General features: G+C 47.3%; 6 protein-coding genes. All 6 read left to right on the forward strand.

The features are described from left to right. Positions 1-3: 3 nt before the first annotated feature. From ABIE27_RS02090 to ABIE27_RS02115, 6 genes are read left to right on the forward strand one after another with little or no spacing between them, the layout of a single operon-like run. Entirely contained in the window at positions 4-16,797 is a 16,794-nt protein-coding gene (locus ABIE27_RS02090; RefSeq protein WP_429349981.1) for an amino acid adenylation domain-containing protein, read from the forward strand. Beyond that, positions 16,787-20,929, forward strand: a complete 4,143-nt coding sequence (locus tag ABIE27_RS02095; protein ID WP_429349836.1) for a beta-ketoacyl synthase N-terminal-like domain-containing protein — start codon at positions 16,787-16,789, stop codon at positions 20,927-20,929. Before ABIE27_RS02090 ends, ABIE27_RS02095 begins: the two co-directional genes overlap by 11 nt. After that, positions 20,926-21,183 (forward strand): acyl carrier protein, encoded by a 258-nt coding sequence (locus ABIE27_RS02100; protein WP_090914993.1) that lies wholly within the window; start codon positions 20,926-20,928, stop codon positions 21,181-21,183. The genes ABIE27_RS02095 and ABIE27_RS02100 overlap by 4 nt, the downstream gene beginning before the upstream one ends. Continuing rightward, positions 21,180-22,337 (forward strand): acyl-CoA dehydrogenase family protein, encoded by a 1,158-nt coding sequence (locus tag ABIE27_RS02105; RefSeq protein ID WP_123062638.1) that lies wholly within the window; start codon positions 21,180-21,182, stop codon positions 22,335-22,337. The genes ABIE27_RS02100 and ABIE27_RS02105 overlap by 4 nt, the downstream gene beginning before the upstream one ends. After that, entirely contained in the window at positions 22,334-23,314 is a 981-nt protein-coding gene (locus ABIE27_RS02110; protein ID WP_429349837.1) for an ACP S-malonyltransferase, read from the forward strand. The genes ABIE27_RS02105 and ABIE27_RS02110 overlap by 4 nt, the downstream gene beginning before the upstream one ends. Next, on the forward strand, positions 23,311-24,633 hold the full coding sequence (locus ABIE27_RS02115) for an aspartate aminotransferase family protein (protein WP_123062636.1): 1,323 nt from the start codon (positions 23,311-23,313) through the stop codon (positions 24,631-24,633). Before ABIE27_RS02110 ends, ABIE27_RS02115 begins: the two co-directional genes overlap by 4 nt. The last annotated feature ends 23 nt before the right edge of the window (positions 24,634-24,656 follow it).

The raw sequence follows: 24,656 nt of genomic DNA on the forward strand, positions 1-24,656 counted from the left end.
GTGATGGTACGTAAAACCGTGGAACTCTCCGAAACACAAAAGGGAATTTATTTCGATTGCCAAGTGAATGATCCTTCTTCTTATAACATCTCGGCTTCGATACAATTAGAAAGGCTTCAACTTGAAGCCTTTCGACGTTCGATTGAATTGCTTATGCATGAACAAGTCGTACTCCGCACGCATATTGAGATACAACAGGACAGACCAGTCCTAGCGATCCAAGATGATATGGAGTACTCCCTGATTTTGCGGGATCTGAGTCAGGAACATCAGGACAACAAGGAACAACAACTGGAGGCATACATTGAAGAATGTATTCAGGCTCCCTTCATATTGGAGCAAGGCCCTCTGTTTCGAATCATGCTTGTACACATAGATGAGAACAGACACGTTCTTACTCTCTGTGTCCACCATTTAATCTGTGATGGTATGTCGCTGGAACTTTTAAAAAATAAACTTCTCCATGCGTACACCTGCATTCTGCAGGATCTACCTTGGGAAGTAAAACAGGATCAAGGTTTTATCTCTTATATTGAAGCAGAAAACCTGAAGTTACAGGAGAACAAGTATAATCGGGAGCGTGAATTCTGGTTATCCAAATTGAAGGGCGCAGAGCCCATGGCACTACAGCATGACTATCCGACTGGCGGTTCGCAGATCGGTGTGGGGCATGAGCAGCGTTTTGAAATTCCCGAAGCGTTGATGGCTGACATTACACAGATGTCAAAGGACCATGAAGTTACTGTATTTATGTTTTTCATGGGGGCATTCAGCATTCTCTTGAATAAATATGCAGGCAAAGAGGATATCACGTTTGCTTCTCCGTATTCCCACCGTCCGGGTATCGAATTGGAAGAAACGATTGGCTGTTTTGTACATATGTTGCCGATGCGGTTCCAGATTGATCTTGAATCAAAATTTGCTTCTCTCCTTAAGCAAGTTACTGCAGCCTGGATCGATACGTATAAACACATTGGCTATCCCAATAATCTAATCGTCAGAGACAGTATGTTGCAGGTGCAACCAGGTTCCCCATCGGTATTTGACATCTCCTTTGTGTATGACTCATATGAGGATGATCTGTCAGGAAGCCAGCTTGTGGAACAGGATAAGGTTACTTTCCCAGGTGATCTGATGGTTGTATTGAACGGCACACCTCAAGGTACACAGCTGAAACTGCAATATAAACCGAATGTGTTTCGAGCAGACTCCATTGAACGAATGGGTCAGCGCTTCTTGTTCCTCATGCAACAGCTGGTAACTGAACCAGCGAAGAGCATTGGTGAATACAGCCTGCTGATGCAGGAAGAGCAGGAGCAATTGCTGCATCAATTTAACCAAACTTCATATTTTCCCTATACTCCGCAGCATATCATCGATGTTTTTCATACAAAAGTAACAAATCACCCAGAACGAGTCGCCCTACTGGAAGGAAAAGAAAAACAAACCTACGCACAAGTTAATGCAAAGGCCAATCAACTGGCAAAACAGATCATCGCACGAAAAAAGACCGAAAATGAGGCAGTTGGTGTTCAGATGCCACGTTCTTCCGATCTGGTCATCGCCTTGCTGGCTGTTCTGAAGGCTGGATGTGCTTTTGTTCCCCTAGACCCTTCCTATCCGGTATCCAGAAAAGCCTATATTTTATCCGATGCGAATATATCCACCGTCATTGCCATCCGGCCAGAAGTGGAGGATGACTCTCTTCCGGCTCACTATATCTACACAGAAGATGGGATGGTATACACGGGAGATAGTTCCAATCCCGAAGAGCCTTTAGATCCTTACAGTCTCGCCTACATTATGTACACGTCGGGATCAACGGGCAAACCTAAAGGAGTCATGATTGAAAATCATAGTGTGGTCAATACATTGCTCGATTTGGAACGTCGTTTTCCAGTACAAGCAAGTGATGTGTATATGTTAAAAACAGCGTATACCTTTGATGTATCCTGTACAGAATTGTTTGGTTGGTTTATGGGTGAGGGAGCATTAAGTATTCTGCCGCCAGGCGAGGAGAAGAACCCTGATCAGATCTTGACTACAGTAGCTGAACATCACGTAACTCATATCAACTTTGTACCGACGCTATTCCGTCTTTTTCTCGAAACGATGGAACTTCGCTCTGATCTCTCGGGACTGGACACGCTGAGATGGGTATTTGTAGGCGGAGAGGCCGTCACACCCGATATCATTAAAAAATTTAACAAACTGAATATCCGGGCAAGCCTGGATAATGTATATGGTCCTACAGAATGTACGATATGGGTCTCCCATTATCCATTGAGTACCTATGAGGGGCATGGAAACATACCTATTGGTTCTCCGCTGAACGAGTCCAGATGGTATGTCGTGGGAAGCCGGGATGAATTGCAGCCTTTGGGTATTCCGGGGGAACTATGTCTAAGCGGTGTAGGTCTTGCACGTGGATATTTGAATCTGGAAGAAATGACAAAGGAGAAATTCGTTCCTAATCCTTTCTTTGACGAAGAGAAGGACCCTGATCATTTCAGAATGATGTACCGCACTGGGGACATGGTTCGATCCCTGCCAAGCGGAACGATTGAATACCTGGGACGCATTGATTTTCAGGTCAAAATTCAGGGTGCAAGGTTAGAAACAGGTGAGATAGAAAATACCCTTTCATCCTACCCGGGAGTCATTCAAACCGTTGTTGTGATGAAATCATCCGATACAGGGTCCGGTTTACTGTATGCCTACTATCTGTCGGAACAGGAATTGCCCATAGCTGATCTGAGAGAACATTTGTCCAAATCTCTGCCGGCCTATATGATTCCATCTGTTTTTGTACATAAATCGGAGTTCCCACTCAATAGCAGCGGGAAAATTGATCGCAATGCGCTAATCGCAGATACCACGCATATTCACACTTCAAGTACGGCTTACGTTGCTCCTGCTACGGAGTTGGAGCAAGAGATTGCTGCCGTATGGGCGGAAGTACTCGGGGTGGAGAGGGTCGGAAGAGACGATCATTTCTTCGAACTGGGTGGCAATTCATTTTCCGTTATTCAGGCTCATAATCGATTAAAACATCGTACTGATGTGGACTTTCCGGTGCCCCGCTTTTTTGAGTGCCCTACATTGCGGCAGTTCGCAGCAATGGGACAAAAACAGGAAGCAGCACCGATACCGATGTTGCGAGAAGAACGTTTTGGGCGGAAAGCGGGTATCCTGCGTGAGGATATTGCCATTGTAGGAATGTCCGTGAATGTACCCGGAGCAGAGGATATTCATGAATTCTGGCGTAATCTGATGGCACAAGAGGAGAGCATTCATTTTTACAGTGATGAGGAACTGAGGACACTCGGTGTAGACGAGACGTTGCTGCGTTCCCCTCGTTATGTTAAAGCCAAAGGACGGGTCAACGGGATTGAGGAATTTGATGCAGGCTTTTTTGATTATACACCTGGCGAAGTTAAAATGATGTCCCCTCAGTTCAGACTGATGTATCAGGGAATATGGGAAGCGTTCGAGGATGCAGGGTGCAGACCCGATGAAGCAGGCAAAGTTGGCGTATTCCTCGGTGGATCGGATGACTTCGAGTGGTATCGCCAAGTGCTGTTTGGGGATGCGGGATACAGCAGTAAATATGAAGCATTTACACTCAGCACCAATCATTTTTTGGCTACGCGAATGGCTTATAAATTAAACCTTAGAGGTCCTGCTTATACAGCTCTTACGGGATGTTCAACGTCTTTGGTGACTCCACATCTGGCATGCCAGTCTTTAATCGTTGGGGAATGCGATGTGGCTGTAGCTGGTGGAATTACGGTGGAGCTGCCGAATGAGGGTGGCTACGTGTACGAGGAGGGCATGATGTTTTCCTCGGATGGCCATTGCCGTCCATTTGATGCAGCCGCAAGCGGCACGGTGTTCTCCAATGGTATGGGGATCGTGGTGTTGAAGCGGTTAAGCGATGCTTTGCGAGATACAGATCATATTTACGGGGTCATTAAAGGTTCAGCCATTAATAATGACGGTCAGGAGAAGCTTAGCTTTCTTGCGCCAAGTGTAAGCGGTCAGGCAGAGGTCATTCAGGATGCGTATCAGGCAGCCGGAGTTGATCCCGAAACGGTTAGTTACATTGAGGCGCATGGCACAGGCACACTTCTGGGTGATCCGATTGAAGTCGAATCGTTGACACGTGCTTTTGCCTCCGAGAAAAAGCAGTTCTGTTATCTTGGCTCAGTAAAAGGCAACGTGGGACATACGGATACAGCGGCTGGCGTCGTTGGTTTGATTAAGGTTGCACTTAGCCTTGATCAAGGTTATATCCCGGGTACCGCCAATTATGAACAGCCGAATCCGAAGATTGATTTTGCAAGCACGCCCTTCAAGGTCAACTCGCAAGGGGTGGACTGGAAACCAGGTGAAGCTGGTGTTCTGCGTGCAGGGATTAATTCATTTGGTGTGGGAGGCACGAATGCTCACATGGTATTGGAGGAGGCTCCCAAGATGGACAAGTGCAGTCCGGATGATGATGTTAATGTATTGCTTTTTTCAGCCAAAACAGAGTACTCGCTGAGCCGCACTGCTGAACAAATTATGGAGCATCTCGCACAGCATCCACAGCTGTCCGTTTCGGATGCAGCGTGGACATTGCAGACCGGTCGAACAGGTTTTGCTTATCGTAAGGCACTGGTTCTGGATAAAAGCTGGAAAGATGATCCCGAGCAATTCATACGTCAGCTGGAGAAGGCAAAAATGGTTCATTCGCCGCAAGATCGGCGCCCGGTTTATTTTATGTTCCCTGGGCAGGGCAGTCAGTATCAAGGCATGGGTGTGGCATTGTACAAATCGACAGAACAGTCGGGCATTGCACCGCTGTTCAAGAAGCATGTACAGCAGATTCTGGATCTGCTAGCTGAAGAAGAACGGGGAGAGATTCTTTCTGTTGTATACGGTGATGAGCATCCAGAGCGAATTAACCAGACGGAGTACAGCCAGTTTGCACTATTCATGACCAGTTATGCTATGGCTCAATCTTTGATCGATCTGGGTATCCGGCCAGACGGCATGATTGGACATAGCATCGGAGAACTGACAGCAGCTGTGGTTGCAGGTGTATTTGATCTTGCAGATGCTGTACAGATCGTAAGACTACGGGGACGTTTGATGCAGCAACAACAGCCCGGTGTCATGCTCGCCATCATGGAGGACTCTCAGTTGGTAAAATCCCAATTGGAAGAAGATACGTGGCTGGCTCTGGTTAATACAACAGGTTCAAGTGTTATTGGCGGGACAGCAGAGGCAATTGGCCGAATGGAAGAAAAGGCTGGAAGACTCGGCTGGAAATGCGTTCGTGTGAAAACTTCCCATGCCTTCCATACACCGATGATGAAGGATGCTGCGATGGAGTTTGAACACAGTCTGTCGGCTTATTCGCTGCACAGCCCGCAGATTCCATTGCTCTCCAATACAAGCGGAACATGGGCATTGCCGGATGAGATCGTAAATCCGAACTATTGGGCAAGGCATATTTTAGAACCCGTTCTGTTTGAAGCAAATCTGGCGGAAATGTTAAAAGAAGAACAAGCTGTATTCATCGAGGTTGGGGCAGGACGCACATTAAGCTCGTTTGTGAGACAGCACATTCAGTCCAAGGAAACACAAACCGTATTGAATATGCTGCGTCATGTTAGAGAAACAGAACCGGACGTGCTGTATACCACCCGCAGAATCGCCGAGTTATGGTGCGAGGGCATTGAGCCGAAGTGGAAGGTATTCAAGGGACAGAACGTACGCCGCAAATGCTCCTTGCCAACCTATCGTTTTGATAAGCAGCATTATCCCATTGGTCAGTCGCTTATTGGTGGTGCGACGTTGGAAGGAACAAGCGGTAGTCAACATACACCTCAGACGAGTGAACGATATAGCAACACGTCCCTTTCCATTGCGGGAGGTTATGCAGGTAGTCTGGGGGCCATGAAACGGGTTGTTCTGGAGGCGTATGAAACCATTTTTGGCATAAACGACCTGGAAGAGCATGTTAATTTCTTCGCCGTTGGTGGAGACTCGCTGAAAGCAGTCAGTTTGTCCGCATCGATCCGGTCTTCCATCGGGATTCAGGCAGAGGTTGCGGATGTGTTTAACCATGCTACTCCAGCCCAACTGGCGGAACATCTCTTTGCGATGGTTGAGCCGCAAGTACAGAAGCAGAACATGATTGAGGCTGCACCGATTATGGATGCCTATCCGATCTCACCTGCGCAGATGCGTATGTTCACCCAATCAATGCTGGATCCAAATAGCACGGCGTATAATTTGCCGTCGGCCACCCTGATCGAAGGAGACTTGGATCATGCCAGAGTAGAGGCTGCACTGGAAAAGCTGGTGCAATGTCATGAAGCACTTCGAACGACGTTTGAAATACGCGGAGATCAAGTCGTGCAGATTGTTCATCCATCCGTTCCTTTAGATTTCAGCTTTACCGAGCAGTATTTAGCCGATGCACAAGAGATTTCTGCTTTGATTACGACACTGATTCGTCCTTTTGTGCTTCATCATGCTCCACTCATGCGAGTGAATCTGATTAGAACAGGAGCGCGCAAGCATCTGTTGTTCTTTGATATACATCATATTATTGCGGACGGTACTTCAGTTGAGTTAATTACACGTGACTTCAATGCACTGTATTTTGGGGAGGAACGCACTGTCCGGTTACATTACAAAGATTATGCGGTCTGGCAACAGCAACGTCTTACCTCCCAGGCATATCAGCCGCATCAAACATACTGGCTGGAACGTTTGGGTCCGACGCCGCCTGTACTGCAGCTTCCGCTTGACCATGATCGTCCATTGCAGCGAGCGATGCAAGGTGAACGAGTTCATTTCACGTTGAGCCACTCGTTATCGGAGCGATTGCACAAGCTGGCTTCATCCACGGAAGTTTCCATGTATATGGTGATGTTGAGTGTATGGAATCTTCTGTTAGCGAGTCGAACAGGTCAGCAGGACATCGTAGTCGGGACCCCTGTAGCCGGTAGGTTACAGGAAGAATGGAAAGAAACAGTCGGAATGTTTGTCAATATGATTGCCATGCGGAATTATCCAACATCAGATCGGGCGTATACTGGCTTTTTACAAGAGCTGAAACAGAATACACTTGATGCTTTTGCGCATCAGGAGTATCCATTCAATGAGCTTGTAACGCAGCTTGGACTTAAGCGGGAACTGAACCGTAATGCCATCTTTGATGTGTGTTTTGATTATCAGAACATGGAGTTGCATGATCTTGAACTTCATGGACTTCAATTCAGTTCTATTCCTGTGGAGACTGGAGTCTCAACCTATGACCTGTTGCTGACATGTCAGGAGAACAGGGAACAGCAAGTCATCGAAGGATACATTGAATATGCGCTAGACCTGTTCCGGGGGGAAACAGTTGAGCGTATGATTCAGGACTTCATTGAACTATGTGAGCAGGTTGTGCAGCAACCGGATGCACCTCTAGGTCAACTGTATGAACGAGTCCAGTATGCTTCGGGAGCTGAGGTTCATCGGTTGGCGGGACCCATTTTGCATTATGATCATACCCTGAGCTTGCATCGGTTGTTCGAACTACAGGCAGAGCGTACACCAGACAAGACTGCACTTATTGTTTCTTCGGGCAAGGAACTTACCTACCTTGAGCTTAATGAGCGAGCGAATGCGCTGGCTTGGAAGCTAATTGATCGAGGGGTGCGCAGAGATGAACCTGTGGGCATATTAACTGGCCGGAATGAAACTCTCATTATTATGTTGATCGCAGTACTTAAAGCGGGTGCAGCCTATCTGCCTATAGATCCAGCATTTCCACCGCAACGTATTCTGGACATGATGCAAGATAGCAAGATGAAGTTGCTGCTGTGCACTGCTAATAAGGCCGATGTCGTGGCCTTTGAAGGAGAACGCATCGTTTATGAGCCTGATTTTGCTGACGAACGTTCAACTATTAATCCAAATGTGGACGTCCTGTCTTCTGACTTGTCTTGTGTCATCTTCACCTCTGGATCCACCGGAAGGCCTAAAGGGGTGATGATTACTCATGAAGCGATGGTCAATTTTGTGGAAGACATCAGACACCGAAACATTTTTGAATATGAAACAGACCGAATGATTAGTGTAACAACGGTGTCTTTTGATATTTTCGGATTTGAAGTGTGGGCACCATTGTGTACAGGATATTCTCTATATTTGGCAGACGAGCAGGAACAGCTTGATCCCGTTCTTGCCGCGCGCCGGATAAGGCAGCATGGCGTAACGCACATTCTCAGCACGGTGTCTCGGATTAAAGCATTTGTTGAGAATTCGGAATTTGCCAAGGCACTTTCTCATCTTCGGTGTGTCCTTACGGGGGGAGAAAGTGTTCCGGCAGGGCTTCTGACCGATATTAAAAAGTATTCGTCCGCCCGTGTCTTTAATATGTATGGCCCTACAGAAACGACGATTTGGTCAACGACCAAAGAGTTGCAACAATCTGGACTCATCACGATTGGCAAACCCATTGCTAATACGGAGCTTTATATCATGGATGAGCAGGGTGAGCTATTGCCTCCCGGAAAGTATGGGGAACTCTGTATTGCAGGCCGCGGGGTGTCCAGAGGTTACCTGAATAATATGAGCGAAACGACTGCCAAGTTCATTGACGATACGAAGGTTTTGGGTGGACGTATGTACCGGACAGGTGACCTGGCTCGTGTGTTGCAGGACGGAGAGGTCGAACTAGCAGGACGTTTGGATCAACAAGTGAAGATCAGAGGGTACCGGATCGAATTAAACGAGATCGAGCAAATGGCTATGAGCTATGAACGTTTAAGAGAAGCCGTCGTGACGGTCGAAGGAAACCAGCCTGAGCAGTTGCAACTGGTTCTCTACTACAGCTTGAAGCCGGACGTAAGTGTATCAAATAAGGAAGAGCAGGACACATTGCTTAGGTCTTGGCTCAAACAGAGGTTGCCACAGTATATGATGCCTTCACGCATCATTCGTCTAGACAAATTGCCGGTTCTGCCGAATGGCAAGCTGAATCGGAATGCTCTTCAATGGACTGACTTTGGAGCTATTGAGGCGATCGAAGCTAATGAGAAGCCAGCTCCATCTTTCATTGCTGGTTCCTCTTCTCCAGTGGGAAGAGAAGAGGCTCGCAAAGAGCTGGAACAGATGCTGATTGAAACATGGAAAGAGATGTTGAACCGGGATCATGTCGGAGTACAAGAGCACTTTTTTGATATTGGCGGTAACTCGCTAGGTCTGATCTTAATTAATAACCGGTTAAACGCATATCTGGGGAAAAATATTCCGCTTGTGCAGTTGTTTGAACACTCTTCCATTACTTCGCTGGTTGATTATCTGATGTCTGAACAGATGTTGACTGCTGTGGATGTCCCTGTTCAGAATAAACGTGAGCAAGAACATGTATCCAGGGAAGTCATCGCGAGCACGAGCACTGCGGTCAAACCTGATCCTTTCATGATGCAAGAAAGAGTGATTATGGACAGAGCCGCCCATGATCTGGTGGAGGAGCAGCGAAAACGCCAAGAACAGGCAATAAATATCAAAACAGATGCCGATGTGAACAGCAGGAACAGAAGCACTTCCCCATCGGATATCGCTGTTATAGGTATGGCCGGTCGTTTTCCAGGATCAAGAAATATTGAGGAGTTCTGGGACAATCTGATGGCAGGTAAGGACGGCATTACCCGACTGACTGAAGAAGAATTGGCAGCAGCAGGGGTGCGGCCTGAAGAGTATAAACATCCTGAATATGTGCGAGCTAAAGGCGTTTTGCAAGATACCGAGTTTTTTGATTCCGGATTTTTCGAATACCCGTATCAGGAGTCCAATATGATGGATCCGCAGATTAGACTGCTTCATCAGTGTTCCTGGGAGGCACTTGAACATGCAGGCTGTGATCCATATCGGTACTCAGGTTCCATCGGTTTATTTGCCGGAAGCGGATTGAGTTTACCTTGGATGGTGCAATTCTTGGGTCGTTCAGGTGATCTGTTGCAAGCTTTTGAAGCGATGACGCTGAATGAGAAGGATTATATTACGACACGTATATCTCACAAGCTGAATCTAAGAGGGCCAAGTATGGCTGTGCAGACGGCATGCTCGACCTCGCTCGTCGCTATTCATCAGGCAGCAGAATCACTGATCCGGGGAGAATGTGACGTGGCTCTCGCAGGGGGAGTGTCCATCTCTTATCCGCTCAAAGAAGGGTATCACTGGCATGAAGGCATGATCTATTCCAAGGATGGGCATTGCCGAGCATTTGACGAACAGGCATCAGGTACCGTTTCGGGGAACGGGTGCGGCATGGTTGTGCTGAAGCCGCTTCGTGATGCTTTGCGCGATGGGGATCAGGTCTTTGCCGTGATCAAAGGCTCAGCGATTAACAATGATGGATTGGATAAAATCGGATATACTGCGCCAAGTGTTACCGGACAGGTGAAGGTCATTCAAACCGCACTTGACCGCTCGGGGGTGTCTCCACAGGAAATCAATTATGTGGAGGCACATGGGACAGGCACCAAGCTCGGTGATCCCATCGAGATCGAAGCACTTAGACAGTCCTGGGGAACGGATAAACGTAATTATTGCGCTCTCGGTTCGATCAAAGCAAACATCGGTCATCTGGACGCTGCAGCTGGTGTTGCTGGATTTATCAAAACCGTTCTAACGTTGCATCACCGAACAGTTCCGCCGCAAATTTATATGGAAAGAAGCAATCCCATGCTGGAACTGGAACGCAGTCCTTTCTACATTAATCGGGAGCCGCAACACTTCAAAGATCAGGAGCAGGTTCTGCGCGCAGCGGTAAGTTCTTTCGGGATTGGCGGCACGAATGCTCACGTGATTTTGGAGCAACCGCCCGTACGAGAGAGTCAAAGTGTCTACCAGCCTGTACACTTACTCCCGTTCTCGGCCAAGAGCGAATCGGCTTTGAATCGAACGTACCAATCGATTTTACAGGCACTCGAAAACATGCCGGAACAGGTGCCGAGCGCTGCTTGGACATTGCAAGAAGGGAGAGGGCGATTTAATCACCGGAAAGCTATTGTCGTTGTGGATGGCTACGTCCCTTCGCAAGATCAGGTGGAGGAACATGAGGCACAAGCGAGTGTGATACAGGGGAATAAACCTAGAGTGATGTTCTACATCCGTGGGAATGTCCGATGGGAACCACACGTAATTCGGGAACTTTATGCTTCCAGGTACCGCAGTCTAGTGTCTGAACGATTCAAGCAACACTTTGAAGAAGTACTGAACTTTTTTGAATCCAAGGAACAGTATGCACTTCGCCAGAGTATAGGCAGGCCGATTCAGGATTCGCGTCTGAAATTTATGTATTGCTTTGTGGTGCAGTACGCTCTGTTTGCAACGTTGATTGAGTCAGGGATTAAACCCGATGGAATATGTGGAGAAGGTGTCGGTGAACTGGTCGGACAAGTAATTAGCAATACGCTTGAGTTGGCTCATGCAGTGCGTCTGTTATATAGCCGTGAAGATTGGCAGACACAAGAAGGTACCTTATGTGAAGCAATGAGTACAATCGGCACATCGAGAAATTTTTTACAGTCTGCGGAAAATACACTTTGGGTTACAGCCTATCCGCTGCAGAACGATGAGCTTGTTGACAACGATATGTTGAAGGATGCGCAGGTTATCTCTGTTACTGGAGATCGTTCCAGCTCACTTGAAGCAGATATCTATTTCATGAAAACATTGGGATATTGCTGGTGCAGAGGCATTGAACTCCATTGGGAGCAGGTTAATGGCCAGGGATCGGGGCAAAAGATATCTCTTCCGACCTATTCATTCGATCCAATCGTTCATAAGCATGATGTTCCGCTATACCTGCTTTCGGGTATGCCACAGGCTGCTGCTTCGGGGAACTCTTCACCGGAACAAATGATGGGTGGCAAGAGCGGAGTCCGGTTGACCGGGGATGAAATATACGACGCAACGGCACAGCTCTGGCAGGAATTGCTTGGTTGTGAGTCCGTAACCTCGGAAGATGATTTCTTCCAGCTTGGCGGACATTCCTTAAAAGCTATCACTCTGGCATCGCGAGTCAAAGAAACATTTGGAGTTGCGATGGGACTAGAGGATGTTTTCGATCATTCTGTCTTTGCCCGTATGGTGGCGTGGATTGATCAGCAACAAGACACGGGATTGGAGCATTCGGGAGCAGGAGACAGCATTTTACCGGCAGCATACAAAGACCGATACAAGACCACTTCTGCGCAACGAAGAATGTTCGTGGTACATGAATGGATGCAAGGGGAGAGCACAGCATACAATCTCGCAAGTTCCTACCGGTTGCAGGGTGAGCTGGATACGGCACATTTTGCAACGGTGATGGATGCTCTCGTGCAGCGTCATGAGGCGTTTCGTACGCGATTTGAAATGTTTGAAGGTGAACTGTATCAGGTCATTGAGGATCAGGTTCCAAGTGTGGTGGAATTGCTGGAACTTGAAAAAGAAGAGCCAGAGCAGCAATTGATGCAATGGCTGCAACCATTTGAGCTGACCCAAGCACCACTGGTCCGCGTAAAACTTGCCCGCCTGTCCGACGAGGAACATATTCTGTTCATAGATATGCATCATATTATCTCTGATCAGAGCTCCATCGCGATTCTTATGCAAGAATTTGCTCGGTTGTACAGTGGAGAATCTTTAGAACCATTATCGATTCAGTACAAGGACTATGCTGAATGGCTTGATCAATCTACATCAATCGGGCATGCTGCCGAAGATGAGGCGTTTTGGCTTGGGCAATTCAAGGATGTGCCTGCGCCTGTCGAATTGCTTACAGATTACCCTAGACGTGGGGAACTTTCTAACCAGGGTGGCCGAATTAGCTCTGAGCTTGGAGAACAATTAAGTGAACAGATTAATGATTTTTGTGCAAAGCAGGGGCTTACTCCATACATGTTGTTCATGGCGGCTTTAAATGTGTTGATCTCCAAATACACGGGACAGCATGATTTGGTCGTGGGTACAGCTGTAGCAGGAAGAGAAAAGCCAGAACTGAATAACGTCATGGGTATGTTTGTAAACATGCTCGCCATTCGTACTATATTAAACAAAGATCAGCCTATTGAGCTTTATCTGAACGAGGTTCGCAGCAAGCTGTTATCCTGCTATGAACATCAGCAATATCCATATGAAGCGTTGGTTGAGAAGCTTGATCTGATGGGTGATGGGAGCCGTAATCCGCTTTTCGATATTGTTCTTAATTACATTAATATGGGTACGGATGAGCTTGAAGCAGGGACATTACAAGTTGAACCCTGGATGGAAGGCAAGGTCGATGCCAAGTTTGATCAGACCTGGACGGTCGTTGAACACGAGCAACAGTATACGCTTGAACTGGAATATCGTTCTGAATTGTTCCATACACAATCCATGGAAATGATGATGGACAAGTTCCGGTATGTCTTAACTCAGATGGTCACAGGGGAGGTTAGGCAGGTTCGCCAGATCAAGCTTACTGTGCCTGAAGAGGATGAATGGCTGTTGTTCGGTGTCAACGACAATCACATGGACTATCCGCGGGAAGCAACGATTCCCGAACTATTTGAGGAACAGGTTCAATTACATCCACAGAAGACCGCCTTGGTGTGGGGGGACGAGGAGTGGAGTTATGCTGATGTGTATGCACAAGTTCAGAAGCTTGCATCCCGCATACTCGAACAAGACGTGGCATCAGGCTCAAGTATTGCTTTGATCCTGGACCGCGGACCGATCCAGATGATTAGTATCCTTGCTACACTAACAACAGGTTGTCAATATGTACCAATTGATCCGGCATCACCGCCGGCTCGCATTGAGTTTATCTTACAAGATTGCAATGCTTCTATACTCTTGACCGAAGAATCGTATGCCTCGGCATGGAGATCGGTGGTTCCACGTGTCATGATTCCGTCTGTAGAACTGGGTTCGTTTGTTTCAGGAGAGTCTGTAGAGCCTATAGTCCAGCAAATAAAGACTGCTGCAGCCGATCCGGCATATATCATCTATACGTCAGGTTCGACCGGAACGCCAAAAGGCACGGTGATGAGTCATCGCAATGTCATTAAAGTGATGAAGAAAAGCAATTTTGTGACGGTGGTGCCTGAGGACCGGGTTTTACAAGTTTCCAATTATGCGTTTGACGGTTCGATCTTTGATATTTTTGCTTCATTAATCAATGGGGCCACTTTGGTACTCATACCAAAAGAGATTATTCTAGATATGGCTCGTCTGGCGGCAGTAATTCGTCAGCAGCAGATCTCTGTATTTTTCATTACAACCTCGTTGTTTAATATGCTGGTGGATTGGGATGCAGCATGTCTGAAACATGTTCGCAGAGTGATGTTTGGGGGCGAAGCGGCATCCGTGAGCCACGCAAATAAAGCAATGGCATGTGTCGGTCCAGGCGTACTGTTAAATGGATATGGACCGACGGAAGCGACCTTCTTTGCCTCCTATTATTTGCTGGAGCAAACAGAGCCGTATACCGACTCTCTGCCAATAGGTTATCCGTTGTCCAATACAGCTCTATATGTTCTTGATGAGGATATGAATCCTGTTCCTGCCAATGTGCCAGGCGAGTTATACATCAGCGGGGATGCGGTAGGCATTGGGTATTTGAACCGGGAAGAGTTGACTTTAAAACATTTTATAGCTGATCCTTTCCGCAAAGGCGAACGGATGTACCGGACGGGCGATATCGTCAAGCGTCTACCTGATGGCAGCTTGATCTTTATTGAACGATCTGATTTTCAAGTGAAAATCAGGGGATTCCGAATCGAGTTATCCGAGATCCACAATTGTTTGGAGCAGCTTCCGGGAATCAGGGATTCGTTTGTGATGACAGCCACAGATGCTTCCGGAAGTTTATATGTCACTGCCTTTTATACATGTGAATCCAGCGCTGCACGAGCGGTTGATGATGTTCGAACAGAGTTGCACAAGCGACTGCCCGAATATATGGTACCTGCACAGATCTGGCGAATGGATCATCTGCCTATTAATGCTAACGGCAAGGTGGATCGGAAGGCTTTAGCCGATCTGGTAGAAGCACAGTCCGTTCCTACAGCGACAGATTCTGTCCTGACGGAGATCGAGCGAAAAATCCTTGCAGCGATGAGAAAGGTGCTGAGTAATCCTAACTTTGGCGTAACCGATCATTTCTTCCAAAACGGCGGACATTCGCTTAAAGGTATCGCACTTACGCAAATTTTGTCAAAAGAAGGAATTGCCATCAGTGTGAGCGAATTATTCCAATATCCTACAGTTAAAGCGTTAGCGAATTCGCTGGAAATGTTGAATTCTCCATCCAGTTTATTCGAAGAAAGCCTGCAAATTCAGTCCCCTATCGCAGTTCCCCAAGACATATCACTTCATGAGAAACAATTGGACAGCCTGGCATTACATGTCTTGAATAATTGTAATCAGGTTTCAAGTTTTATGGCGGGAACACCTGTTATCGGTCGTTTCCCACTATCTCCAATTCAACGAGCACACGCTTCTACAACTGCGCGAACAAGCGGTTTTACAACTATATTGGAGGGTAATTTAAATGAATTTACTGTGAAAAGACTGATTCTCGGGGTGATTGCCCGTCATCAGTTGCTACACAGCATTATATATGAGGAAGACACGTTACAGTGGCATCAGTGTGATTTGTCCGAAGCAGCAGATATGTTGCAACAGCTCATCCCGTATCTTGATGTTCGTCACTACGCCCTTGCTACGCTGGAACAAATGGAGCACAAATTAATTCAGTCGCTATTACACAATTCTTATACACTCGATGGATTGCCATGGCGTCTTTGTATTCTGCGAACAGGAGCTAGTAAGCACAAACTGATTTGGAGTTTCGATCACCTTGCCTTTGATGGCATGAGCGCCGAGATCATCAAGCAGCAACTTGAGTCGGCAATTGCCCGTAACCAGCAAGCTGGGATGATTGATACAGAAGGTTCATTGGAAATACGCAAATACGAGGATTATGTAAACATGCTGTCTCGGGGACCTGTTAACATCACTGAGCATGAGCTCGAGGAGCAGTACTCCATTCAGGCTTGGCAGCAATGTAATAGTAGCGTTATGAATCAACTGTTAATCACCGCAGGCGAGTCAGAGCCCTCCGCCATAACGGTTGAAATACCGCGTACAGATATTACAGACCAAGATCTTAATGAGTCCTGGTGGAATTATTTCAAATCCTTTGCCGGCATTGTCGCATCTTATTTGAATACAGATGAGTTGCCTGTTGCGCTTGTGCATTACGGCAGAGAGTACGGACAAGAAACTTATTATGATCACGTGGGTGAATTCCTCGATCTGATTCCGATTCTTGTGCATGCTGATTTTGCTCAGGAAGATTTGATGGAACGCCTAGATTTCACGAAACGACACAGTATTAACTTTATGGCACTAACAGATGATTCGGTCATGAGGTCTCCATATTCCAAAATTCAAAAACAATTGGCTGCAGCTTACAGACAGACGGGTCAGGAACCAAGGAAACTTATTTTGTTCAACTTCCAGGGCTTTATCTCCTGCGAGGAGACAATTCCAGAGTCGGAACAGATTGATGACTCAGATTCTAATCCGAGCCTCGCATGCATGGAATGGGTCATTCGATATGATGAAAATTCTATTTACGTGCACCTGGGTTGTCATACAGGTTTGGATATGGAGCGGTTAAAACAGCAGATTGAGGAGCAACTCGGCAGTCACGGGAATGTAAAAGTGAAAGTTCATAATGAGGCAGTGGAGGTGCAACATGTCCAGTAAATCCATACAACGAGGGCCGGAGTTGATTGTGCCGGAGCATTATGCAACAGTTGCTGAACTTCTTATGTATATCGCTGACAAACATCCGGATAAGGGAATCACTTATATCAGTTCATCTGGAGAAGAACAGTTTGAATCGTATCCTGAGTTGCTGAAGCAAGGACGTTTGTATCTCCAAGGCCTGCTTGAGAGCGGGTTAGCTAAGGGAGAAGTCGTTATATTAGAGATTGATCATTCACAGCAGTTTTATCGTACATTTTGGGCATGCATCCTGGGTGGCATTATTGTCGCCCCGGTCAGTCCTCCTGCCTCCTGGGAGCCGGGTTCAGCTGGTTTGGAGAAATTCACGAAAATCTGGGGAATCCTCGGGAAACCTGCTGTAGTGGTAGAAGAAGCATTTTTGCCAAAATACAAGCAGCTTGCTGAGAGTCCAATTTTTGAGGGATTGAACTGCATTAGCGTCAGCAAGCTTCAGACAAGCTATACACTTGCTGAAATAAGTCTGACTGCTCCTGAAGAGGTCGTTTTTCTACAGTTTTCGTCAGGAAGTACAGGTATCCCTAAGGGGGTACAGTTAACCAACCGCAATATTATTGCGAATAGTATTGCATGCAAGACTTTCCTTGGTGCTGAAGAAGGAGATAACGTGTTTACCTGGCTGCCTCATACGCATGACATGGGAATGTTTGGGCAACACCTAACAACTGTACTAAGCGCTGCTAATCTAATGGTTATGTCTCCGTATACCTTTGTACGATCACCTCACTTGTTCCTGCGCAAAATTACGGAACATCAAGGGAAGTGGTTTTGCTGCACAAACTTTGGCTTTGAATGGATGGTTCAAAAGATCCCGGATTCCAAACTGGCTTCGCTAGATTTGTCTTCGCTACGCATGGCCTTAAACGGTGCCGAGCCTATATCAACCAAAGTCATTGAACGATTTGCTCATAAATTCAGTTCCTGTGGTTACCGCACGGATATGATGTTTCCTGCTTACGGCATGGCTGAGGCAACTGTGGGTGTGTGTACCTGGAGGTTGGAAGAGGAACCGCGCATCGAACAAATATCACGTAAAGCGCTTGTGCAACAAGGAAAAGCGATTCCGGTGGATGCGGCTGTTCATGACCCGGCAGATCTGATTGAGTTTGTGCATGAAGGTTATCCGATGACGGGAATCCAGATTCGAATAGCCGATGAGCACGGCGAAGTTGTCGATGAGCGCACGGTGGGTGAAATCCAGATTCGCGGGGAATCGGTAACTTCCGGCTATTATAATCTGCCAGAGGTCAATCGAGAGCTATTCGTGGACGGATGGCTGAAGACGGGGGATCTCGGTTTTATGGCGGAAGGCTCCCTGGTTGTAAGTGGGCGAATCAAGGATATCGTTTTTATCCGTGGGCAAAATCATTACGCACATGATTTGGAAGAAATTTTATATCAAAATGGCAGTATTCCAAGAGGCAATCTGACGGTCGTGGGACATTTCAACAACATTTCTCAAACAGAAGAACTGCTTGTATTTGTGAAATTTAAATCGAGTACACCGCAGTTTCTGGAAATAAGGAAGGACTTAATAGATCGGATGAGGGCTGGTCTAGGAATTGAGATTACTCATGTTCTTCCAATTAAGGTTATTCCGAAAACGACCAGTGGCAAAGTTCAGCGCTTTATGCTGAGAAACGAGTATGAGGGCGGTGCATTTAACAAGGATATCGAGGCCATTGAAGCGATGCTCCTTCAAAACCAATCACAGTCCATCGCGGAGAGCGTTCATCCTTTAACTATGGAGCAGACTGTGCGTGGGGCTTGGGCTGAGGTTCTACAGTTACCTGTGGAGAAAGTAGCCACAGATATTCCGTTTCTGGCACTAGGGGGAAACTCCATTCTTGCCTACCAATTACTTGATAAGCTGTCTGCACACATTGGACGTGAACTGGGACAGGAAGTACTCGTCTTTGGCAGAACGGTACAAGAAATGGTCGAGTATCTTCAGGAACTTCCCGAAGAGAATACGTCACTCGAAAAGGAAATACGCCCGGATAATCAGTTGAATGTACACCGAGCGATTGCAATAACAGGGTTGTCCCTTCGGCTGCCTGATGCAGATACACAAGAGGAGTTCTGGAGAAATCTCGTTCAAGGATTGGACAGTGTGGATCAGGTGAGTCTGGAACGGGCTGTACGCTCCAAACGGCCGGATTGGACAGATTGGATTGGAGAATTAAAGAACCCGGACACCTTTGACCACGAATTTTTTGAAATGCCAACGGAACAAGCTGCATTTATGGATCCGCAGCACCGAAAATTACTGGAGGTTGCCTATGAGGCGCTCGAGGATGCAGGCATGATCGTGGATCAGGAGGAGAAACGTGATGTTGGTGTATATGTCGGTATTAATCCCAGCTCTTACTTTGATCTCGTTGTAGATTACATGAATCGTAGCAAGGGATTCGAGGTGCACTCTCATGCGATGGTTGGCAATATGTCCAATATCGCAGCGGCATCGATCTCACATTTATACAATTTCACGGGCCCGGCGATGGCTATTGATACAGCTTGTTCTTCCTTTCTCGTTGCCTTGACGCAAGCGGTGGCGGCGATTCAGGACAAACGTATCTCTGGCGCGGTTGTAGGCGGTGCGAGCATTTTGGCAACACCTCATGTGCACCAGTTATCGCGTAATGCCGGAATCTGTTCATCTACACAACACACCAAAGTGTTCGATCAGGAGGCGGATGGTTCGGTTATTGGGGAGGGTGCAGTAGTTGTATACCTGGAGCCGCTAACAGAGGCAGTTCGCGCGAATAAACATATCTATGGCGTAATCCGTGGCACAGCGGTGAATAACGACGGATATTCGTTAGGCATTATGGCACCTAATCCTCAGGGACAGTATGAAGTGCTACGTGCTGCATATAACGATGCCAATCTCAATCCAAAAGAAATCTCGTATATCGAGGCGCATGGATCAGGAACAAGAATTGGAGATCCCATTGAGGTGAATGCGTTACTCCGTCTGTTTCAGGAGAAAGGATACGGCGAAGAAACCTCTATCGGTCTAGGCTCGGTCAAAACCAATATTGGACATCTATTCGCAGCTTCCAGTGGAGCCAGTCTGGCCAAAGTTTTGCTTAGTATGCAGCACAAGGAACTTGCTCCAAGTCTGCATATGAATAACCCTAATCCAGCTCTTCGTCTGGAACAGTCTCCATTTTATATCGTTAATGAGCATACAGACTGGAAGGTACCCGAAGGGAAAACACGTAAAGCAGGTATCAGTTCATTTGGTCTTGGCGGTACGAATGCCCATATTGTGCTGGAGGAGTGGAACGCACCGGCAGTTTGGGGACAGGACTCGGAACGGGATCAATTGTTAACCTTCTCTGCCAAGTCAGAGCAGGCGTTGCAGAAGCTGATTCATAACACCAAACAATATATGGAAGAACATCAGGATCTGCGCTTGACAGATCTGTGCTTTACACGGAACAGGTATCGAAAACATTATCGTTACCGTGCTGCTGTAACTGTAAGCGGCACTGGGGAGTGGAGTCAGGAAAGCTTGGAATTTGGCTTCAAAACGAGAAGCCGAGCCGCCCGCGTCAACATCGTTGTTGGAGGAAATAAGTTGGATCTGGCTGATCAGGAGTATTGGGTGAACGTGCTTGAATCCCTCATGCGTGCCGTACCTTCCATCCAGGAGGTTCGTGGCATTGACGGTGGAGAACAAATGGTATCCCAGCTCGAGCTGAAGGATAAGGCGTATTCCATCCAGGCTCCAGATAAGCAGACAACCATGCTGAACCGAAGCAAAATAACATCCGGAAGTATTCAGGACACAAGCTGCCCGATGGCGGATGCTGATATTGTTGTGATGCTGGCTGCAGGTGATGGGGTCAAACCTGCAGGAGGAACAGGCAAAGAGAGTTATATCCACTTGTCTGCGACGACAACGCTTACTATGGAAAAACAATTAGCCTTGTTGCTGGGACAGCTCTACGTGCGGGGGGCTTCACTGGATTGGGAACAGTTGCATCCCGATGGAACGGGCCAGATCGTACATTTACCAGCGCATCCATTCGAGCCACATGTACATTGGGTAGAGGTGAATCAGGGAACGGAGGTCTTGATATGACAAGAGAAGAGATTGAAGGGTTTATTAAAGGCGAAATCGCTGCCGCACTGAAACAGGAACCTGATGAGATTGATGAAGAAACGAATTTTTTGAAAATAGGGGTTTCTTCTGTTCAGGCACTCAAGATCATAAATCGTACTCGTAAACATCTACAGGTGGATATTAGTCCTGTTGCGTTGTTTGAATACAAGACGATTGCAGAATTCGCTTCATATCTTCATGAATCGCTTCTTCAAGGGGAGGCAGTCGAATGATTGAACTGGATTCGAAACAGGAGCAGGAGATTCTCCATGAAGCGGAGTTGTTTGCTGCCCGTGAGATTCGTCCTCATGCCCGGCAGATTCAGGAGCAGCAGTCCATCCCCCGTTCATTAATTCGTGCTATGGCCGAAAGAGGGTATTTAGCTGCATCGATTCCACATGAGTATGGGGGAATGGGGCTTGGTCCTAAAGCATACGGACTGTTAACGGAAGTGTTTGGTAAAGCACTTCCGGCGGTTCGAAGCTTATTGACGGTACATACCTCATTGGTGAGCGAAACCTTGGTACGTTTCGGATCGCCAGAACAAAAGTCGTCCTGGCTGCCCAAGTTGGTCCGCGGGGAATGGATCGGAGCGTTTGGACTGACAGAGCCCGAGGTTGGATCGGATGCCAAAAACGTAAAGACAACTTGGCGGGAAGAAGCGGACTGTTATGTACTTAATGGAAAGAAAAAGTGGATAACCTTTGGAGACATAGCGGATGTATTCATTATTGTTGCCTCTCAAGAGGGGAGAAGTACAGCATTCTGGGTTGAACGCCAATTTGACGGTGTGCAGACACAAGCCATCGAAGGGGTAATGGTTGGCGGCGAGACAGGAATCGCTGAAATTGGTCTTGATGAAGTTCGTGTGCCCAAAAGCCATCTGATTGGGCGTATGCACGAAGGCTTTGAGTACATCGTAAGCGGTGCGCTTGATCAGGGCAGATATAGCATCGCTTGGGCAGGACTCGCTATAGCGCAGGAGGCTCTTGACTCCATGGTGACCTATTCACGTAAGCGAAAGCAATTTGACCAGAAACTCAGCCATTTTCAACTCATTCGCGGCATGATTGGTGATGCAGTAACGAAAGTCCATGCAGCAAGGGCATTATGTTTGCGGGCAGCCGAGCTTAGAGAAGCCAAGGATCCGCAGGCTGTCATGGAAACGACGATTGCCAAATATTTTACATCCAAAATTGCAGTAGAAGTTGCAAATGATGCGCTCCAGGTTCATGGAGCCAATGGAATTAGCAGTGAGTATCCGGTGTCCAGACTGTACAAGGAGGCTAAGATCCTGGAGATTATTGAAGGCTCTTCCCAGATGCAGCAGGAGATGATCTCACACTACGGGCTGAAAACCTATTACAAGCGTGGCGGTGGGCTATGACAATCTGCGCATTATTTCCAGGGCAAGGAAGCCAATATATCGGCATGTGCAGTGATCTCTTAGACAGGGAAACGGAAGTCCGATTGATTTTTGCCGAAGCGAGTGAGGTTGTTGGATTTGATCTCAGAGATTTGATTCTGGCCGGCTCACTAGAGCAACTGACACAATCCGAATATGCTCAGCCCGCTGTCCTCACAGCAAGTTATGCGTTGTTTGATTCCTTCGTTCGCCGGACAGGAATTAATCCAGATTATGCGATTGGTCACAGCCTGGGAGAGATCTCTGCTTTGGTGGCTGCTGGTGCATTAAAGTTTGCAGATGCAGTCCAATTTGCGGCTTCACGGGGCGCTTTGATGCATCGTGCGATACAGGAGCAGAAAGGCAGAGCAGGCATTGTCGTTGATATGGGTCAAGCAGAACTCGAAAACATCGTTGCTAATATTCGAGAGGTTCATTACGTGACTATCTCAGGGTATAACTCACCTAACCAATTCGTTGTTGCAGGTGAGGCGGGAGGTCTGCGTTTGCTGGATGATCTCGTAGATCAAGCTGGAGGGGAATTTATTCCCTTCCGCATGATGCCTATGAAAGCAGATGCACCATATCATAGCGAACTGATGCAATTTATCCAGCCTGAGATGGAAGCGATGGTATCTAAGCTTGCCTTTTCCGAGCCTTCATTTGCGATATGTTCCACAGTGAACGGAGAGTTCATCCGAGCAGCAGAGGATATCCCAAGGTTACTGACAGCCCAGCTGTTGCAGCCGATTCACTGGATTCAGGCTTTAGGGCAAATTGGGCGGTTGGGTGCGACCATTTGGATGGATGTTGGCCCAGGCCAGAGTGCAAGAAATATGATTGCCGAGTATGACACTTCAATCACTGCTTATTCGCTGGATGATTCGCAGGATCAGTCGAAGTTGCTGGCAATATATGCGGCCGAGATTCAAACATATCGGGGAGGCGAAGCGCGATGATTACTTCAAATATGATGGCGTATAACCAGCGAGTGAAACAACACCTTCCTGGCGGTGTGCATTATAATTTCCACCTACCCTGGGAGGAGACACCGCTGCACTTTGCCCATGCTTCCCGAAGCAGGGTAACCGATATGAACGGCCGTGAGTATCTGGATCTCTATGCCCGCTTTGGTGCACTCATCGTAGGTCACGGGAACGAGGAATATAACGAATGCCTGAAGGATACGATTGATCGTGTTCTGTCGGTAAGCCATTGTGATCTGGACGCTGAGGCATTGGAATTAATCAATCAATATGTTCCTTCAGCTGAGATGATCCGCTTTGGATTGTCGGGTACGGAGATTGTACAAAATGCACTGCGCCTTGCCCGCGCCTGGACAGGAAAAAATCGTTTTGTTCGTTTTGAAGGTCATTATCATGGCAATTCAGATAACATTATGGGCGGTAAAACGCCCCGGACAGGATTGCCCGTACCTTCGGACTACCCTGGCGACATGAAGGGAACACAGGGAAGGGCAAGGGATGTCATGGAATCCCAATCCTATCTGTTGCCTTGGAACGATGCTGTCCGTTTAGAAGAATTGTTTGTTGAACATGGTGATGACATTGCAGCAGTAATCATGGAGCCGGTTTGTGTAAACGGTGGCGGAGTCATGCCAGCTCCAGGTTATCTGCAAAAGGTCAGACAACTATGTGATCATCATCAGGTTGTACTTATTTTTGATGAGATTATTACAGGGTTCCGTATGGGACTTGGCGGGGCTCAGGAGATGTTTGGTGTTACGCCTGATCTGACCACTCTGGGCAAAGCGATTGCTGGCGGAGGTGTTCCCGTGTCTGCTCTAGTTGGCCGGGCCGATATCATGAAGCTGCTGGTGGACAAAAAAGTCATTCATGCGGGAACATTTAACGGTTATCCGTTAGGCACAGCCGCGGTGAAAGCAACGCTCGAAATGTTGGGCCGCAATGGAGGAGAAGCCATGAATCGTATGAATCGTCACGCTGAGATGATTCATGACATTCTCATAAGGGAAGCAGCGAAGGCAGGGCTGCCCCTTGTTGTTCAAGGCCCAGCGGGATGCGCTTCCTATCATTGCTGCACCGAAGAGCTTAGCAGTACGGCCGATTATACGTTTGAATTGATGTCCTTTGATATTTTGTTGAATGGCAAGCTCGCGGAGCACGGTATTCTTGTATCGACACTCTCTCGTATGTATCCAAACATTATGCTGGACATGAAGGATGTGACCTGGTTCAGTGAACGTGTACCTGGGGCTATTGCGGAGATGAAAGAGCTTTACGATGAACTTGTATAAGCCAGATCAACAGGGAGAGAGGT

Origin of the sequence: Paenibacillus sp. 4624, assembly GCF_050435065.1 — a bacterium.
Taxonomy (GTDB): Bacteria; Bacillota; Bacilli; order Paenibacillales; family Paenibacillaceae; genus Paenibacillus; species Paenibacillus amylolyticus_D.

Bases quoted from the DNA above. Each gene is read 5' to 3' on its own strand.
- ABIE27_RS02115 (WP_123062636.1), top strand. From the start codon at position 23,311: ATGATTACTTCAAATATGATGGCGTATAACCAGCGAGTGAAACAACAC.
- ABIE27_RS02090 (WP_429349981.1), top strand. From the start codon at position 4: ATGGTACGTAAAACCGTGGAACTCTCCGAAACACAAAAGGGAATTTAT.
- ABIE27_RS02110 (WP_429349837.1), top strand. From the start codon at position 22,334: ATGACAATCTGCGCATTATTTCCAGGGCAAGGAAGCCAATATATCGGC.
- ABIE27_RS02095 (WP_429349836.1), top strand. From the start codon at position 16,787: ATGTCCAGTAAATCCATACAACGAGGGCCGGAGTTGATTGTGCCGGAG.
- ABIE27_RS02100 (WP_090914993.1), top strand. From the start codon at position 20,926: ATGACAAGAGAAGAGATTGAAGGGTTTATTAAAGGCGAAATCGCTGCC.
- ABIE27_RS02105 (WP_123062638.1), top strand. From the start codon at position 21,180: ATGATTGAACTGGATTCGAAACAGGAGCAGGAGATTCTCCATGAAGCG.